Origin of the sequence: Mesorhizobium sp. M0664 (genome assembly GCF_040320565.1) — a bacterium.
GTDB lineage: Bacteria > Pseudomonadota > Alphaproteobacteria > Rhizobiales > Rhizobiaceae > Mesorhizobium.
The window spans coordinates 43553-60394 of the sequence record NZ_JAMYPW010000040.1; the positions used below are offsets into that span (position 1 = coordinate 43553).

Consider the following 16842-nt stretch of genomic DNA (forward strand, 5'->3'; position numbering starts at 1 on the left):
TCAGGAGATCCGCACGAGCGGCGTTGCGGCAACGCCGCCGAATTCCGCCAGCACCGTCTCACCGCCAACCGCGGTCTGGCCGACGGCGACACGCGGCGTCGCGGTCGAGGGCAGGAATACATCGACGCGCGAGCCAAAGCGGATCAGCCCGAAGCGCTCGCCGGTGCCGATGGCGCCGCCGGGCTCGGCCCAGCAGACGATGCGCCGCGCCACCAGGCCGGCAATCTGTACCGCGGCGACCGTTCCATTGGGGCTTTCGATGACCAGCCCGTTGCGCTCGTTCTCGGTGCTTGCCTTGTCGAGTTCGGCGTTGAGGAATTTTCCTGGCCGATGCTCGATCCTGGAAATGCGGCCACGCACCGGCGAGCGGTTAACGTGGCAGGAAAAGACGTTCATGAATACCGAGATGCGGGTCATTTCGCCGCCGCCGAGGCCAAGCTCGCGCGGCGGCACGGCCGGGCCAACCGCCGAGACGATGCCGTCGGCCGGGCTGACAACCAGCCGGTCATCGATCGGCGTGACACGCTCGGGATCGCGGAAGAAATAGGCGCACCAGGCCGTCAGGATGAGACCGATCCAGAACAGGGTCGAGGAGAAGTAGCCAAGAAAGAGCGTCGCCGCGCCGAACGCAGCGATAAAGGGATAACCCTCGCGATGGATCGGAACGAACGCATTCTTGATCGTGTCAACGAGGCTCATGGGATGAGGGCAACCTTGGTTCCAAGTCCGGCCTCAATAGCGGAAACACCCCGCGGTCGCAACGCGACAATGAGAGCGCTCGGGGGGTGGCGGTCGCCGCCGTTTTCAGGATGCCGTTAGCAGCATCCGGACTGCCGAAGTGATCAACCGGAAATGTTCATTGCGATTGTCGGAACGCAGCACTCTCGCCCGTCCTTGGCAAGACAGCGCCTCTCATCGGCCTTTCGGCCATGACGATTTGCGCAAACCCGGAGGTTCTCGGCCCATGCAAAGATCAGCAGCTAGGCAAGTGCAAGTGGTGATGAACGGCTTGGCCTTCGGCGAGTCACCGCGCTGGCACGACGGCCGGCTGTGGTTCTGCAACTGGGGCACAGGCCAGATCATCGCCGTTGACGCCCTAGGCAACAGCGAGATCGCGCTCACCGTGCCGGCCACCCTGCCCTATTCCATTGACTGGCTGCCGGACGGGCGCCTGCTTGTCGTGTCCGGCCGCGAAGGGCTGATCCTCAGGCAGGAGGCAGACGGGACATTGGTCACCCATGCCGATCTGAGACAACTATCAAAGAGCCCGTGGAACGAGATCGTCGTCGATGGACGCGGCAACATCTATTTCAATGGTGGTGGGCCCGCTCCGGGTCCCGGCCAGCATTTCGGCCCCGGCGCCATCGTGCTGGTCGCGCCTGACGGCTCGGTTCAGCAGGTGGCTGAGAACCTCGCCTTCGCCAATGGCATGGCGGTGACGCCTGACAACAAGACGCTTATCGTTGCCGAGTCCCACGCCAACCGGCTGACCGCCTTCGACATCGCTGCCGATGGTGGCCTTTCCAACCGCAGGATCTGGGCCAATCTCGGCAACGGTTTTCCCGACGGCATCTGCCTCGATGCCGAAGGTGCGGCCTGGTATGCCGACGTTCCGAACCGGCATTGCGTGCGGGTGCGCGAGGGCGGCGCGATGCTCGAAAGTGTCGATGTCGACCGCGGCTGCTTTGCCTGCATGCTCGGCGGCAGCGAGGGAAAAAAGCTGTTCATCGTCGCCGCCGAATGGCGCGGCTTCGAACATATGATCAGCGATGCCCGTACCGGCCAAGTGCTCAGCGTCGACGCTACTGCGCCGGGCGCCGGCTGGCCGTAGAGAGCTTACATCCCGGGAATCCGCTGATAGTTGGCAATATCGGCCTTGACGCCAAGTCGCGCGATGGTCTCCTGAGGCTTGAAGCCGCTGCGCTCATGCGCGGCCTTGATGATCGGCACGACCTCGTCGACGGCGGCCTGCCCTTCCCATTCGACAATGGTCACGAGGTTGAACTCGCCCGGCCCCGAGAATTGCTCGAGCCGGAAATCCTGGACGAACCCTTGCTGCTGGCGCAGCAATTCATGCGTCATCCGGACCTTGGCAAGAATCTCCTCGCGGGCGTTGGCCGGAACGACAAACTTGTCCACCCGGAATACGCTGCCGCCAGTACCTGCCTGATTTATCCCATTCATATCGATTGTCTCCGTTTTTGAACGACGCATTTTGCTGCGATCCAAAACGGCCTACGATCTCAACTTAAGTTGAGGTCAAGCACGAATTTTCAGCTCACCTCCGAGGTGCGGCGGCGGACGACGACGCCGAACTCGTCGCTTTCGCGGGCGATACGCAGCCGCTCCTCGGCCTCGCTTGCCTCGCGCTGGCGGTCCCACATCGATGCATAAAGGCCGCGCTTGGCTATCAAGGCGACATGGGTGCCGCGCTCGGCGATCTGGCCATCCTGCAGGACGATGATCTCGTCGGCCGAAATCACTGTGGACAGCCGATGGGCGATGACGAGGGTGGTGCGGCCCTGGCTGACTAGGTCGAGTGCCGCCTGGATCTCCTGCTCGGTGTGGCTGTCCAGCGCCGAGGTCGCCTCGTCGAGCATCAGGATCGGCGGCGCCTTCAAAATGGTGCGGGCAATCGCCACCCGCTGCTTCTCGCCGCCGGACAGTTTTAATCCGCGCTCGCCGACCATTGAGCGATAGCCGTCGGGCAGCCGCTCGATGAACGGTCCGATCTGGGCCAGTTCTGCCGCCTTGCGCACATCCTCCTCGCTGGCGCCGACGCGGCCGTAGCGGATGTTGTAGGCGATGGTGTCGTTAAACAGCACCGTGTCCTGCGGCACCATGCCGATGGCAGCGCGCAAGCTCTCCTGCGTCACGTCGCGAATGTCCTGGCCGTCGATCAGAATCTTGCCGCGCTGGATGTCGTAGAAGCGAAACAAAAGCCGCGAAATGGTCGACTTGCCGGCTCCGGAGGGTCCGACGATGGCCACCGTCTTGCCGGCTGGCACCTCGAAGCTGATGCCCTTCAGGATCTTGCGGTTGGGGTCGTAGGAAAAATGTACGTCGCGGAACTCGACCCTGCCGGCATCGACGACCAGCGGCTTGGCGCCCGGCCGATCGACGATCTCACGCTTGACGTCGAGCAGATCGAACATGTTTTCGATGTCGGTCAGGCCCTGGCGAATTTCGCGGTAGATCATGCCGATGAAATTCAGCGGCACCGAAAGCTGCATGAGCATGGCGTTGACGAAGACGAAATCGCCGACGCTCTGTGTGCCCGCCTTCACCTCGAGCGCCGACATCACCATGACGACGGTCATGCCGATACCGAAGATCACACCTTGGCCGAAGTTCAGCCAGCCAAGCGAGGTCCAGGTCCTGGTCGCCGCCAACTCGTAGCGCGCCGTGGACCGGTCGAACCGCTCGGCCTCCATGGTTTCGTTATTGAAATATTTGACTGTTTCGTAGTTGAGCAGCGAGTCGATCGCCTTCGTGCTGGCTTCATTGTCGCTTTCGTTCATCTCACGGCGGATCGAAATACGCCAATCGCTCGCCCTGACGGTGAACCAGACATAGAGCCACACCGTGACCGCGATCACCAAGACGTATAGCCAGCCATAGGTGACGGCGAAGATGCCGGCGGTGAGCGCGAATTCGACGATTGTCGGCGCCGTCGCCAGCATGGTGAAGCGGACTATCGTCTCGATGCCCTTGGTGCCGCGCTCAATGACGCGCGACAGTCCGCCGGTGCGCCGTTCGAGGTGGAAGCGCAGCGACAGTTCGTGCATGTGCACGAAGGTGCGGAAGGCGAGCCGGCGGACCGCATGCTGGCCGACCCGTGCAAACAGGGCATCGCGTAACTGGTTGAAGCCGAGCTGCACCAGCCGCACCGCATTGTAGGCGACGACCAGCATGACCGGCGCCAGCAGCAGGGCCGGCAGCGGCGGCGGCGATTTGCTATCGCCGGCCAGTGCGTCGGTCGCCCATTTGAAGAAATAGGGTCCGGCCACCAGGGTCAGCTTGGCGACCACCAGCAGTACGGTGGCCCATACCACTCGGGCCCTCAGGTCGGCGCGGTCGGCCGGCCACATATAGGGCCAGAGATTGCGCAACGTTCTGAAGGTCGAGCCGGAATCTGCGGAAACGGTTTTCTCGGCCATTCTTGTTTACCTTATGATTTTAGCGGCCGGAGCAGCAGGAATCGACCAGCGCGGCCAGCGATGCCGAAACATCGGCGAGCGCGGCGCGGTCGAGCTCATAGCGGGAGCGCTGGCGGTCAGGCTCGAAGCGGATCAGCCCGGCCTCGACCAGGATCTTCAAATGCTGGGAAACGGTGGACTGCGCCAGGTCGAGATGCTCGACGACCTCGCGACAGCAGCAGGAACGGCTTGCGGAAAGGTGTTTGAGAATTTCGATCCGCGCTGGATGCGAAAGGGCCGCGAGCCGGACAGCGACAGCGCGGCTATCCGGCATGCAGTTGGCCGGCGTGCAGTTGGCCGGCGGGCGTTCATCTGCCGCGCGGCTTCGGTCCGTTACGAGGGGGGATTCGGTCATCGTCCATCGGCGATAAACGATGACTGGCCCTGCCGCAAGCTATCCTGATGGGCAGAAGGCTATTCGGCCTTGACTGGCGCCGTCGTCATCTGGTCGCCCATTGCCTTGAGATCGGCGGGCTCGCCTTCCTTCGATTTCTCCGGCACCTTGAACACCTGCCCCGGCCAGATGCGGTTCGGATTGCTGATCTGGTCCTGGTTGGCGAGATAGATGGTCGAGTAGCGCATGCCCTGGCCATAGACCCGCCGCGAAATCCGCCACAGCGTGTCATGGCGGCGGATGATGACTGCACCATCGGCATGTTCGAGCTTTGGCGCCACGGTCTCGGGCGTTTCGCCCGGAGGCGTTGCGACAGCCATTTCGGCCGGGGCCTCGGTTGTAGGAGCGGGGGCAGTTGCGGGCGTTTCGGCGGCCGTTGCCGGTGCGCCTTCGGTCGCCGGAGCATTCGGCTCGGCTGGTTTTATCCCGGCAGGCTTCTGCTCGGCCGGCGCCACGGCCGCAACCGCCTCACCAGGCTCGCGCTCGAACGGCACAGCCGCACGGGCAACCACCGTCACGCCGTCGGCATCGAGCGCATCGACGTGGATGGTGTAGGTGCCGACCGGGATGTCGCGTGTCGCTTCGACCAGGAAGTGGCGGTCGGGCGAGGTCTTCGCGTCACCGAGCAGGATATCGTTGGCATACGCACGCACCTTGCGGCCGGGATCGGCGACGCCGGCAACGAAAATCTTGTTGCCGTCGATTTCGACAGCTTCGACGACGATCTTCCGCTCCGCCGCGGAAGTAGCGGGCGCTGCCGGTGTGGCGGGCGCTGCCGGAGCCGGCGCGGCTTCAACAGCGGCCGGCGCGGCAGGAGCAGACGCTGCTGGAACGTCAGCCGCCGGGGCGGCTGGCGCCGGCGCTGCGGCAGCCGGCAATTCGGTGCCCGTGGCGGGTGGCTGAACGGCCGCCTGTTCGCCGACAGGCGGCGAGGCGTCAGATTTCGCCTGAGGGGCCGGAACAGTGAGCAGTTCGGACGGCTTGCCCGGCTCCTCGACCATTGCCAGCACCTGGCCGGTGGAATTCTGGGGGATCGAAACGACGGCGGTCTGCGCCGAGGCGGTCACGACATTGCCAGCCGTCGAGCGCAGTGTGATCGTGTAGTCGCCGGGCTTCAGCGGATCGTCGAGAATAATGGCAAAGGCGCCGTCGGGACCGGCGACCGTCGAGCCGAGCACAGCCGAACCGTTGAGAATCTCGACCTTGGCGTTGGGCGCCGCATTGCCGGCGACGACGATCGAGCCGTTGCTTTCGACGCGCACGATGTCGAAGGTCGGCACGATTGCACCTGCTGTGGCCGGCGTGGCGGGCGCTGCCGCATCGGTGGACGCGGCAGACGCAGGCGGCAGCCGGTCCTCGGTCGCCGGAGCGGCCGGTTTAGAAGCCCGCGGCGTCAGCGCCGCGACCTCCGCAGGCCGGGTAGAATTGAGATACGGGTCGAGTGCGCCCGATACATAGGCGGTTCCCGCCGCTGCGACAGAGCCGCCAGCCGCGAACAAAAACGCCTTCAATGGATTAATTGCCATGTTTCCCTGCCCCTTAGCCACCTAATTTCGGTCTAGCCTGTTTTGCCAAAGCCGACAAGAAAAAGCCCGCCCCGGGGCTTGACCATGCCTATAGTCCCTATCACCAATCATAACATGAACACGATTCGATCTGTCTGCGTCTATTGCGGCTCGTCCTCGGGCCGAGATGAGACCTATATCAAGGCCGGACACCTGCTTGGCCGCTCGATCGCCAAGTCCGGCCTGCGTCTGATTTATGGCGGCGGCACTAAAGGGATCATGGGTGCCGTCGCTGAAGGGGCATTGAAGGCCGGTGGCAAGGTAACCGGCATAATTCCACGCTTTCTGATCAACCGGGAGGCGACCGAAACCGCGCTTAACCGGCTCGACGAGCTCGTCATCACCGACAACATGCACGAGCGCAAGCACAGGATGTTTGAGAAATCCGACGCCTTTGTGGCGTTGCCCGGCGGCATCGGCACGGTCGAGGAGATCGTCGAGATCATGACTTGGGCGCAGCTCGGCCATCACCGCAAGCCGATCGTCTTCGGCAACGTCGGAGGGTTCTGGGATCCGATGCTGGCGTTGCTCGACCACATGGCAACGGAGGGCTTCATCCACACGGCGCAACGGGTCAAGCCGCTGGTGGTCGAGGATCCGGAAGCAATCGTCGCCGCTATCATGGTGGCGGGATCCTCCGTCGATGCACCGACGGAGGGTGTGCAGTCGGTGATTGATAAGATGTAGAGTGAATGGTGAATGGTGAATGGTGAATGGTGAATGGTGAATGGTGAAGTAGAAGACTTTCCAAACCGGCGCCTGTCCATTCACTATTCACTATTCACTCCTTGCCTACTGCCTTCCTCAAGTCTCCGATGACCGCACGCTTGTCCTGACGCCGCCAGGCGAGATGGATCGAGACGGTGCGTTCAAACCACGGCAGATCGCGAAACACGGTCTGAGGCGGCGCGGCACTCCGCAGGCTGGCCTGCACCGTCGCCAGCCCAAGCCCGGCGCTGACCAGGCCCAACGATGTCAACGGATCGGTCGTCTCATAGGCAATGTCGGGCAGGAAGCCCGCCTTCGCGCAGGCGGCGAGAAATTGGCTGCGGTTGGTGTCGTCAGGCTGGCGCACCACCGTGATCCAGGTGCGTCCGTCCAGTTGCTGCGGCAGTATCTCCGCGATTTCTGCCAATGGATCGCCTTCCGGCATCGCCAGAACCAGCGGCTCGCGCATAATGAGCATGGCGGCGATGTCGGGATCGTCGGCAGGAGGAGGCGTGTAGACGAGGCCCAGATCGAGCGATCGTTCGCGCAGCGCTTCGATCTGGGCGGCGGAACGCTGACCCTTCAGTTGAAGATGAAATTCGGGCCGGTCGCGGCGAAACTGGCGCAGCATCCGAGCGACAAGCCCGGCATGGACCGCACCTTCCACATAACCGATGGCGAGACGGCCGACCGTACCGCTGGCGAGATTGCGGCCGAGCTCCTCCAGCCGTCTTGCATGGGCCAGCAACGCACGCGCCTCGGCAAGAAAAGCGCGGCCCTCGGCATTGAGATGAACACGCTGCCTCGCCCTCTCGAACAGTGCGACGCCCAGCTGCTCCTCCAGCTGAATGATCTGACGGCTGAGCGGCGACTGCGAGATGTGCAGCAATTCGGCGGCACGCCCGACGTTGCCGGTTTCGGCCACCGTGATGAAATAGCGAAGCTGGCGCAGGTCGAACATTGTTGCTTCGATGCTCAAGTCCCGTGAGGTCTCAAATTTAGCCTAATCAGTCTTGGACTGTCTGGCCAGCAGAAGCGAATATTTCCGCCATTCCAACCGCCAACATCAGGAGATTCCGATGCAGTTCTTTGCCCTTCTTGCACGCAACACCGAAAAGTTCACCGACGCCGATTTCGCGCCGCTGCTGCCTGGCGAGGCCGAGCAGCGCCGCACGCTCTATGCCGAAGGCGCCGTGCGTCAGGTGTGGAATCGGGGCGACATACCCGGCAGCGGCATGATGTTCGAAGCCGGCAGCGATGCCGACGTGCGCCACCATCTTGCAACTTTGCCGCTGGTCAAGGCCAGCATGATGGATATTGCCGCCGTCGTGCCGCTGCAGCCATATCCCGGCTTCGGGCCGAAGCGCTGAGCGCTCGTGAAAGACGCGGCTGCCGGCATTAAGACCGGGCCAGCCGCCTTTCTTCGTTACGCGGCTCGAACTGATGCGGAAACGGTCTTGCGCGCCGAAGAAAACATCGACCAGGAGTACATCGCCAGTGCCGCCCAGATCAGCCCGAAGGCTATGCCCTGAACACTGCCGAAAGGTTCGCCGAAAATCAGCACCGCGATCAAAAAGACGATCGTCGGCGCGATATATTGCATGATGCCGATGGTGGAGAGGCGCAGCAGCCTGGCGCCGAACGCAAACAACAGCAGCGGCACGGCGGTGACCGGACCGCAGCCGATCAGCAAGGCGGTGTCGTTCAGCGAGCTCGAGACGAAATGATCCTGTCCTGTGGCGATCAGGAAGATGATGTAGCCGAGTGCCGGCACCGACAGCAGCAGCACTTCAAGCAGGAAGCCCTGGCTCGGGCCGATTGGCAGCGTCTTGCGGAAGAAGCCATAGGCGGCAAAGGAAAAGGCTAGCACCAGCGACACCCAGGGCAGTTTGCCGGCGTCGATGGTCAGCACCGCGACCGCGATTGCCGCCAGCACCACCGCCGCGATCTGCAGGCGGTCGAGCCGCTCGCCGAGGAGCAGCGCGCCGACAACGACGCTGACCAGCGGGTTGATGTAGTAGCCGAGCGCGGTCTCGATGGTGCGGTCGACCGCGATCGCCCAGACATAGATGCCCCAGTTGACCGAGATCAGCGCCGCCGTCAGCACCGCCATCGAAATGATGCGCGGCGAACGAACTGCCGCTTTGAAATCGGCAGTGCGACCGGCCCAGACCAGGACAGCGGCCGCGATCGGCACCGACCAGACGATGCGGTGGGCGATAACTTCGGCCAGCGGCAGATGCGCGACAGCCTTCATGTAGAAGGGCAGCAGCCCCCAAAGCAGGTAGGCGCCGAGCGCCAGCAGGAAGCCGCGACGAGCTTTGGTATCGGCATCGATTTGAAGTGCTTGGGTAGCCATGGCCCAAGGCTATGCGCCAGCGGCTTGCCCAAAACCATCGCAAATTGCTGATGGATCAATGGAGTCTTGCTGATGGTTCAACACGACCGCTAAACGTCGAACAATTGCCGCTGTCTGCGAGAGTGATTGCAGGCCCGGCACGACACGGTCTCAAGGCGGAGCAGGCTTCTCCTTGAGTTCGAAAAAGACGTTGTCGGGCGAACCTTCATCGTGCCTAAAGCCCGTCAGTTCCGCCGCAAGATCGAGGGGAAGGTCAAAAACAAGATCGACCTCTGTACCTTTGCTATCTTCTTCATCCTGCTTTGAAAAACACTGTTGCTTCAGCGCTTCGAAAGACGCGGGGAGATCACCCGTGACATGCAAGTCCCGCACGGTCTTGTCGCCGCTGTGCCAGACTTTCCAGATGTTCCTTCCGTCGCGCCAGAGCTCGGCGCGCGCGAACATTACATGCTCTTCTATGTGCGCGATCACGATTTCCCGCTCTTGCGAAATCGCGGCCAGATATTGCTGAGGCGGGTTCGGAAAGCTGCAGGGATCGAGGATGATGATCGCCCAGTTCTTTTCGCTGGCATAGGCGTTCACAGGCGCTTCGAAAATCTCCGATGGATCGCCAATCTCGCGCCCGAACAACGCCGCAGCTTCCTTTATCCCGTAACCGCGAAAGCCCAGCCAGCTTATCGAAAAGCCCATTTCTTACTCCGCCGCCGCCAAGCCCGCCATGTCGCGGTTCTTCATCAGCTTATAGACGATCGAATCCATCAGCGCCTGGAAGGAAGCATCGATGATGTTTTCGGAGACGCCGACCGTCCACCAGCGCGCACCGGTGCCGTCATGCGATTCAATCAGCACGCGGGTGATCGCCTCGGTGCCGCCGTTGAGGATACGCACCTTGAAGTCGGCCAGTTCGAGATCGGCGATCTCGCTCTGGAATTTGCCGAGATCCTTGCGCAGCGCAATGTCGAGCGCGTTGACCGGGCCGTGGCCTTCGGCCACCGACATCTTCTCCTCGCCCTCGACCAGCACTTTCACGATCGCCTCCGAGACCGTCTTCAGCTGGCCGTTGGCGTCGAAGCGGCGCTCGACCATGCAGCGGAACGAAGTGACGCGGAAGAATTCCGGCAGGCCGTGCAGCATCTTGCGCGCCAAAAGCTCAAAGCTGGCGTCGGCACCTTCGTAGGCATAGCCCTCGGCCTCGCGCTCCTTGACCACGGCGATCAGCGCGTCGAGGCGATGGTCGTCCCGGGGCATGTCGATGCCACGCCGTTTCAGCTCAGCCAGGAAATTGGCCTTGCCGCCCTGGTCCGAAACCATGACGCGGCGGCGGTTGCCGACGGTCTCTGGCGGCACATGCTCGTAGGTCGCCGGCTCCTTTGCCAGCGCCGAGGCATGGATGCCGGCCTTGGTAGCAAAAGCGGAGGCACCGACATAGGGCGCCTGCGCTTCGGGCGCACGGTTCAGCAACTCGTCGAAGGCGCGGGACAGGCGCGATATACCGGTCAGCGCCTCTGCCGAAATGCCTGTAGCAAAGCGGCGGGAAAAGGCCGGCTTCAACGCCAATGTCGGCACGATCGAGATCAGGTTGGCGTTGCCGCAGCGCTCGCCGATGCCATTCAGCGTGCCCTGGATCTGGCGGACGCCGGCCTCCACGGCGGCAAGCGAATTCGCCACCGCCTGGCCGGTGTCGTCATGGGCGTGGATGCCGAGATGGTCGCCCGGTATGCCAGTGGCGATCACCTTTTCGACGATGGCGCGCACCTCGGAGGGCTGCGTGCCGCCATTGGTGTCGCACAGCACCACCCAGCGCGCGCCGGCATCGTAGGCCGTCCTGGCGCAGGCCAGCGCATAATCGGGGTTGGCCTTGAAGCCGTCGAAGAAATGCTCGCAGTCGACCATCGCCTCCTTGCCGGCAGTGAGCGCCGCCTCGACCGAGGCCTTGATCGCCTCGAGGTTCTCCTCATTGGTGCAGCCGAGCGCGACGCGGACATGGTAGTCCCAACTCTTGGCGACGAAGCAGATGGCGTCCGACTTCGACTGGACCAGCGCGCCAAGCCCAGGATCGTTCGAGATCGACACTCCTGCCCGTTTGGTCATGCCAAAGGCAACGAACTTGGCATCGGCCGTGCGACGCTCGGCAAAGAAGGCGGTGTCGGTTGGATTGGCGCCGGGGTAGCCACCCTCGACGTAGTCGATGCCGAACTCGTCGAGCAGCTTGGCGATGGCGATCTTGTCCTCAACGGAGAAGTCGATACCCGGCGTCTGCTGACCATCGCGCAGCGTGGTGTCGAACAGATAAAGGCGCTCGCGAGCCATGGTCATTTCCCGGCAAACATGTCCGTTGCGCGGATCAGCCTGTCGAGGATGCCCGGCTCCGAATAGGCGTGGCCGGCGCCTTCGATCAGATGGAAATCCGCTTTCGGCCACGCCTTGTGCAGCGCCCAGGCGTAGCGCGCCGGGCACGGCATGTCGTAGCGGCCGTGAACGATGGTACCCGGGATATCCTTAAGCTTCCATGCATCGCGCAGCAGCTGTCCCTCTTCCAGCCAGCCGGCATGGACGAAATAGTGGTTCTCGATGCGGGCGAAAGCCAAGGCATAATCATCCTGGCCGAAGGGACCGCTGGTTTCCGGTTCCGGCAGCAGCGTGATCGTCTCGCCCTCCCACAGGCTCCAGGCGCGGGCGGCCTCGACCTGCGCCACAGGATCGCTGCCGACCAGCCGTTTGCGGTAGGCGGCCATCATGTCGCCGCGCTCGGCCTCCGGGATCGGCGCCAGAAACCGCTCCCACTTGTCGGGGAACATCTCCGACACGCCGAACTGGTAGTACCATTCGAGTTCGGCGCGGGTCAGCGTGTAGATGCCGCGCACGACCAGTTCGCTGACCCGCTCGGGGTGGGTCTCGGCAAAGGCCAGCGCCAGCGTCGAACCCCACGAACCGCCGAACACCAGCCATTTGTCGAAGCCGCACATTTTTCGCAGGCGCTCGATGTCGGCGACCAGGTGCCAGGTGGTGTTGGCTTCAAGCGAGGCATTAGGCGTCGATTTTCCGCAGCCGCGCTGGTCGAACAGGATGACATCGTACAGCTTCGGATCGAACAGCCGCCGGTGCTTTGGCGAAATGGTGCCGCCCGGCCCGCCATGCAGGAAGACAGCCGGCTTGGCCCCTCTGGTGCCGGAGCGCTCCCAATAGACCTGATGGCCATCGCCAACGTCGAGCATGCCGGACTCGAAAGCCTCGATCTCGGGATAGAGGGTACGGAATTCGCTGCTCATAATTTCAGGCCCTGCTGCGGCCAGTTGGCCGTCTCGTGATCGGGATGCTGGAAGGAGATGATGGATTCCTGTCGCGCGTAGAAATCCGGGTCGTCATGGATCGGCGCGTCGAAGATCGTCTCGACCCAAGGCAGCCTGGCGGCGTAGTTAACCTGGATCTGCGGCGCCAGATCGGAACGGTCGTCGAAGGCGCCGATGGCGATCTCCAGCGCGCCGGGCTGGCGGTAGGTCAGCGGTGTGCCGCAGCGGGTGCAGAAGCCGCGATCGATGTTGACCGACGACTGAAAGTAACTCGGCTCCTCGCGCACCCATTCGACGCCGTCGCTCGGCACTGTCACCAGCGCGCCGAAAAACGACCCGAACTGTTTCTGGCACATGCGGCAATGACAAATGGACGGGCGGCCGAGCGCGCCGTGGATGCGGAAGCGCACGGCGCCGCACTGGCAGCCGCCGGTACGAACGGTTTCGGTCATGATTTTTCCTCCGGCGGCCATTGTTCGGTGTCGTGGTCGGGATGTTGGTAGGAGACGAGATCGGCGAGATAGGAGGCCGGCGAGACGTCGGCCATCGTTTCCTCACCTGGCAATTCGTGGACGTGATCCACGTACGGGAGCTTGGCTTCGACACCCCATTGGATGGTCGGCGCAATCTCCTCGGGGTGGTCGAATGTGGCGATGGCGAGGGCCACCCCGTCGGGCGCTTCGAAGGTCAGCGGCGTGCCGCATTCGGCACAGAAACCGCGCAAAGCCGCGTTGGACGAGCGGAAGCGTTTGGGCTCACCGCGCGTCCAGTCCAGCCTTGCGCCGCGCACCGAGACCAGCGGCAGGTAGAAATTGCCGCTCGCCTTCTGGCACATGCGGCAATGGCATACGGAAGCATCGCCGAGAGCTCCTTCGACGCGGAAGCGCACCGCGCCGCACTGGCAGCCGCCTGTATAGACTGGTCTGTTGTCGAGGCTCATCGCGCACTACTCCGCGGCATGGCAAACCGCCTCGATATTGTTGCCGTCGGGATCGAAAACAAAAGCGCCATAATAGTTCGGATGGTAGTGCGGGCGCAGGCCCGGCCGGCCATTGTCCTTGCCGCCGGCGGCAATCGCCGCGGCGTGAAAGGCAACGACCTCGGCGCGGCTGCGAGCCGTGAAGGCGACATGCTGATGATCCTTCGGCTTGTCCTTGCCGGCATGCAGCCAAAACACCGGCCGGTCGCGGCCGTAGCCGCCGACCTTGGCGCCGCCGGTATATTCCTGCGGCACCATGTAGAGCAGCGAGGCGCCGAGCGGCGCCATCGCCTTGTCGTAAAAAGCCTTCGACGCGTCGAAATCCGAAACGGTGATGCCGAGATGATCGATCATCTTTTTACCTCCCAGGTGGTGATGCGTTCGCCGGTGACGGGGTCCTTGCCGTCCTTCAACTGGATGCCTTGCGTCAGCAACTCGTCGCGGATGCGGTCGGCCTCGGCCCAGTTCTTGGCGGCGATCAGCGCGAGGCGTTTGGCGATCGCCTTGGCAATGGCGTCTTCATCCACCTTGGCTGTTGCGATGTCGAAGCCGAGGAACAGAAGCGATGCCTTCAGTGAAGCGGCAGCATCGTTGTCTTCGGCGGCTGCGTTGCCGCTACCTGCGTTGAAATCAACAGCATCACCAGCCAACTGCGTCAGCAACTGGAATGCGGCGTAGGTGGCAAGGTCATCCGACAGCGCTTCGATCACATCCGCCGGCACCGGCTTTGCCGTCGGCGGCGCCAGATCGGCCGCCCGCTTCCATTTGCGCAGCGTATTCTCCGCCTCTTCCAGCTTGCGCACGGAAAAGTCGATCGGCTCGCGATAGTGCGTCATCAGCATCGCCAGCCTGAGCACCTCGCCCGGCCATTTGCGGCCGCCAAAGGTATCCGTCTCCAGCAATTCGGTGATCGAATAGAAATTGCCCAGGCTCTTGGACATCTTCTGGCCCTCGACCTGCAGGAAACCGTTGTGCATCCAAATCTTGGCCATCGTTTCGGTGCCGTGGGCGCAACGCGATTGCGCGATCTCGTTCTCGTGGTGCGGAAAGATCAGGTCGAGACCACCGCCATGGATATCGAACACCTCGCCGAGATAGGCGGCCGACATCGCCGAGCACTCGATGTGCCAGCCCGGCCGACCCCTGCCCCACGGGCTGTCCCAGCCCGGCTCCTCGGGCGAAGACAATTTCCACAGCACGAAATCCTGCGGGTTCTTCTTGTGCTCATCGACGGCGACGCGGGCGCCGGCCTGCTGCTCATCGAGATTGCGCTTCGACAACTGCCCATAATCCGGCATGGAAGCGGTGTCGAACAAGACTTCTCCAGCCGCGACATAGGCATGGCCGCGTTCGATCAAGCGTTGAATCAAGAAGATCATGTCGACCTTGCCGTCGGGCCTGGGCTCGACGAACTCGGTGGCGCGCGGCTCGACCGTCGGTTCCAGGCAACCGAGCGCCGCGACGTCCTTGTGGAACTGACCGGCGGTCTTTTCGGTGACCCGCCTGATCGCTTCGTTCAGCGACAGCTTGCCCGATGCAATTTCGCCGCCGAAATCGCGCAGCGCGCGAGCGTTGATCTTGTCGTCGACGTCCGTAATGTTGCGGACGTAAGTGACGTGCGCTTGCCCGTAGAGATGGCGCAGCAAGCGGAACAGCACGTCGAAGACGATCACCGGCCGCGCATTGCCGATATGGGCGAAGTCATAGACCGTCGGGCCGCAGACATACATGCGCACGTTGCGCGGATCGATCGGGAAGAAATCCTCCTTGCTCCGCGTTAGCGTGTTGTAGAGGCGCAGGCTCTTCGATGCGTCAGACATACGTGCGTTCCCGGTGCGTTACTTTGGCATGACCTTCTGGGATCGTGCTCTGGATGGAGTCGGTTACGCCGAGGCGCAAATCGGCTCCAGCCTGCTGGCCGGGGCGTTTGTCCAATCTGGGAGGAGATGAGGCGAAAACGTCCAGGACCAGCGCGAGGCTAGCCAATAATGCAAATGCCACAAATGGCGAAAGACGTTCTCATGGCCGGCTTTATCGCCTTGCCCGGTGTTGCCGTCAAGTCGCTACCTTCGCCAAAAATATCGTTGGCTCACAGGAATTGAGCCACTGAAACATTTTATTAAACAGGTCGGCACTGTGATGAAACATTCGCCGGCTAGATCAGCAAGCGTCACGATTTGGTCGGATTCGGCCAGCAAACGCAGACACGAAGACGTTACCAGGGAAGAGAACAATGCCTAAGCAAGAATCCAACCGCGCCAAGCAACCGGCGCTCGCCAGCCATTACCGGGCGATCGGCCCGGCAGCAATCGTCGCAGCTCTTCTGCACACCGCGAAGAAGAAGAAGCCGGCGCAAAAAATCGTTTCGCCGCGCGCTGCCTGAGAATGCCGTCGGGAAAGATTTGAGGCGCTCACGGCGAACCAGTAATAGTAGCTTTTGCTAAAATAAACTCATCTGACTGTCGTTCGCGCCGGACTTCTGGCGCTTGACCTTGTCGGGCTCAAGCTCGACGACGCCCTTCTCCTGAATCTCCGGCCCGGTATTGGCGACCTTGTTGACGAGGTCGGAAATCGGGATCGCTTCGAAGAAATCGAGCTGGGCGGGTCTCAGCAGATCGGCCACGTCGCGCGGCTCGAGCGTGCGGCAATCCAACCAGCGCGCGAAATCCTCGGGGTGGATCACTACCGGCATGCGGTCGTGGATATGGGCAGTATCGGCATTGGCGTGGGCGGTCAGAATAGCGCCGGTGTCCATTTCCGAGCCGCCCGGCTCAGCATAGGTCTCAATCAGCCCGGCGAAGGCGACAAGCCCGCCATGCCTTGGCCGCACCCAATAGGGCTGCCCTCTTCTGCCACCGGTTTGGTGCCATTCGTAGAATCCCGAAGCCGGTATCAGGGCGCGGCGATGGCGCATGGCAGCGCGAAACGACGCCTTTTCCGAAGCCCCCTCAGAACGCGCGTTGAACAGCAGCGGGAAGTTACGCGTATCCTTGACCCAGGCCGGGATCAGGCCCCAGCGCACCAGCATCGAGCGGCGGTCGGGCAGGTTCGAGCCCGGCGCCTGTGGCAATCCGGCAAACGCCATCAGCACCGGCTGCGTCGGCGCGATGTTGTAGCGGGCCGGAAACTCCTCAAGTTCCGCTAGGCTGAGAAAGGCGGCGGTCTGGTCCGGAGTGGCCGTCAAAGCAAAGCGTCCGCACATGAATTCAGCTCTCGAATTGGTGGCATGTGAAAGTGGCCATGGAATCCGCCTTTCGCAACCGCTAGGTCGTGTGGACACTTATCTGATCCAGAGGACGGTTGCGGCGATGGTGACGATGGCGAGGTAGTTTCGGGCTGTCTTCTCGA

General features: G+C 62.7%; 19 protein-coding genes. 4 read left to right on the plus strand and 15 right to left on the minus strand.

What is annotated here, in order from left to right:
* Positions 1 to 699: a phosphatidylserine decarboxylase gene (locus NKI39_RS26295; RefSeq protein WP_023677729.1), complete on the minus strand. Its 699-nt coding sequence runs from the start codon at positions 697 to 699 to the stop codon at positions 1 to 3.
* A gap of 265 nt (positions 700 to 964) precedes the next feature.
* On the opposite strand from NKI39_RS26295, the gene NKI39_RS26300 reads away from it, so the two are divergent.
* On the plus strand, positions 965 to 1831 hold the full coding sequence (locus NKI39_RS26300) for an SMP-30/gluconolactonase/LRE family protein (RefSeq protein ID WP_352835457.1): 867 nt from the start codon (positions 965 to 967) through the stop codon (positions 1829 to 1831).
* A 5-nt stretch (positions 1832 to 1836) separates the two neighbouring features.
* On the opposite strand, the gene NKI39_RS26305 is transcribed toward NKI39_RS26300, so the two are convergent.
* The 4 genes from NKI39_RS26305 to NKI39_RS26320 all read right to left on the minus strand — a co-directional run bounded on the left by NKI39_RS26305 (position 1837) and on the right by NKI39_RS26320 (position 6119).
* Positions 1837 to 2184: an antibiotic biosynthesis monooxygenase gene (locus tag NKI39_RS26305; RefSeq protein ID WP_352835460.1), complete on the minus strand. Its 348-nt coding sequence runs from the start codon at positions 2182 to 2184 to the stop codon at positions 1837 to 1839.
* 89 nt (positions 2185 to 2273) lie between these two features.
* A complete protein-coding gene (locus NKI39_RS26310; protein WP_352501837.1) occupies positions 2274 to 4160 on the minus strand; it encodes an ABCB family ABC transporter ATP-binding protein/permease in 1887 nt (628 codons plus the stop codon).
* Positions 4161 to 4179: 19 nt separating this feature from the next.
* Complete coding sequence (locus NKI39_RS26315; RefSeq protein WP_352471075.1) at positions 4180 to 4554, minus strand: ArsR/SmtB family transcription factor; 375 nt, start codon at positions 4552 to 4554, stop codon at positions 4180 to 4182.
* Positions 4555 to 4613: 59 nt separating this feature from the next.
* The gene (locus tag NKI39_RS26320; protein WP_352835463.1) at positions 4614 to 6119 is read right to left on the minus strand and encodes a LysM peptidoglycan-binding domain-containing protein; all 1506 of its coding nucleotides are present in this window, start codon (positions 6117 to 6119) and stop codon (positions 4614 to 4616) included.
* A 114-nt stretch (positions 6120 to 6233) separates the two neighbouring features.
* Between NKI39_RS26320 and NKI39_RS26325 the strand changes: the two genes are divergently transcribed.
* Positions 6234 to 6845 (plus strand): LOG family protein, encoded by a 612-nt coding sequence (locus tag NKI39_RS26325; protein ID WP_352501912.1) that lies wholly within the window; start codon positions 6234 to 6236, stop codon positions 6843 to 6845.
* A 94-nt stretch (positions 6846 to 6939) separates the two neighbouring features.
* Here the strand turns inward: NKI39_RS26325 and NKI39_RS26330 are convergent, their stop codons facing one another.
* A complete protein-coding gene (locus tag NKI39_RS26330) occupies positions 6940 to 7845 on the minus strand; it encodes a LysR substrate-binding domain-containing protein (RefSeq protein ID WP_352743309.1) in 906 nt (301 codons plus the stop codon).
* Positions 7846 to 7945: 100 nt separating this feature from the next.
* Here NKI39_RS26330 and NKI39_RS26335 point away from each other — a divergent pair, with 100 nt between their 5' ends.
* A complete protein-coding gene (locus tag NKI39_RS26335) occupies positions 7946 to 8236 on the plus strand; it encodes a muconolactone Delta-isomerase family protein (RefSeq protein ID WP_352835466.1) in 291 nt (96 codons plus the stop codon).
* Between the two features lie 56 nt (positions 8237 to 8292).
* Here the strand turns inward: NKI39_RS26335 and rarD are convergent, their stop codons facing one another.
* The 8 genes from rarD to cysS all read right to left on the minus strand — a co-directional run bounded on the left by rarD (position 8293) and on the right by cysS (position 15314).
* Positions 8293 to 9225, minus strand: coding sequence for an EamA family transporter RarD (gene rarD, locus NKI39_RS26340; protein WP_352835469.1), 933 nt, complete (start codon positions 9223 to 9225; stop codon positions 8293 to 8295).
* Between the two features lie 150 nt (positions 9226 to 9375).
* The gene (locus tag NKI39_RS26345; RefSeq protein ID WP_352501831.1) at positions 9376 to 9915 is read right to left on the minus strand and encodes a hypothetical protein; all 540 of its coding nucleotides are present in this window, start codon (positions 9913 to 9915) and stop codon (positions 9376 to 9378) included.
* Positions 9916 to 9918: 3 nt separating this feature from the next.
* Complete coding sequence (gene cimA / locus NKI39_RS26350; protein ID WP_352684574.1) at positions 9919 to 11541, minus strand: citramalate synthase; 1623 nt, start codon at positions 11539 to 11541, stop codon at positions 9919 to 9921.
* The gene (pip, locus tag NKI39_RS26355; protein WP_352684572.1) at positions 11538 to 12494 is read right to left on the minus strand and encodes a prolyl aminopeptidase; all 957 of its coding nucleotides are present in this window, start codon (positions 12492 to 12494) and stop codon (positions 11538 to 11540) included. Before pip ends, cimA begins: the two co-directional genes overlap by 4 nt.
* Positions 12491 to 12967 carry a GFA family protein gene (locus NKI39_RS26360; RefSeq protein ID WP_352835472.1) on the minus strand — a complete coding sequence of 159 codons (477 nt, stop codon included), beginning with the start codon at positions 12965 to 12967 and terminating at the stop codon, positions 12491 to 12493. Before NKI39_RS26360 ends, pip begins: the two co-directional genes overlap by 4 nt.
* Positions 12964 to 13455: a GFA family protein gene (locus tag NKI39_RS26365; protein ID WP_352471066.1), complete on the minus strand. Its 492-nt coding sequence runs from the start codon at positions 13453 to 13455 to the stop codon at positions 12964 to 12966. The genes NKI39_RS26360 and NKI39_RS26365 overlap by 4 nt, the downstream gene beginning before the upstream one ends.
* A gap of 6 nt (positions 13456 to 13461) precedes the next feature.
* On the minus strand, positions 13462 to 13848 hold the full coding sequence (locus NKI39_RS26370; protein WP_352835475.1) for a VOC family protein: 387 nt from the start codon (positions 13846 to 13848) through the stop codon (positions 13462 to 13464).
* Positions 13845 to 15314 carry a cysteine--tRNA ligase gene (cysS, locus tag NKI39_RS26375; RefSeq protein ID WP_352615885.1) on the minus strand — a complete coding sequence of 490 codons (1470 nt, stop codon included), beginning with the start codon at positions 15312 to 15314 and terminating at the stop codon, positions 13845 to 13847. The genes NKI39_RS26370 and cysS overlap by 4 nt, the downstream gene beginning before the upstream one ends.
* 413 nt (positions 15315 to 15727) lie before the next feature.
* Between cysS and NKI39_RS26380 the strand changes: the two genes are divergently transcribed.
* On the plus strand, positions 15728 to 15877 hold the full coding sequence (locus NKI39_RS26380; RefSeq protein WP_023677745.1) for a hypothetical protein: 150 nt from the start codon (positions 15728 to 15730) through the stop codon (positions 15875 to 15877).
* 57 nt (positions 15878 to 15934) lie between these two features.
* On the opposite strand, the gene NKI39_RS26385 is transcribed toward NKI39_RS26380, so the two are convergent.
* A complete protein-coding gene (locus NKI39_RS26385; RefSeq protein ID WP_352835478.1) occupies positions 15935 to 16696 on the minus strand; it encodes an SOS response-associated peptidase in 762 nt (253 codons plus the stop codon).
* Positions 16697 to 16842: the final 146 nt, after the last annotated feature.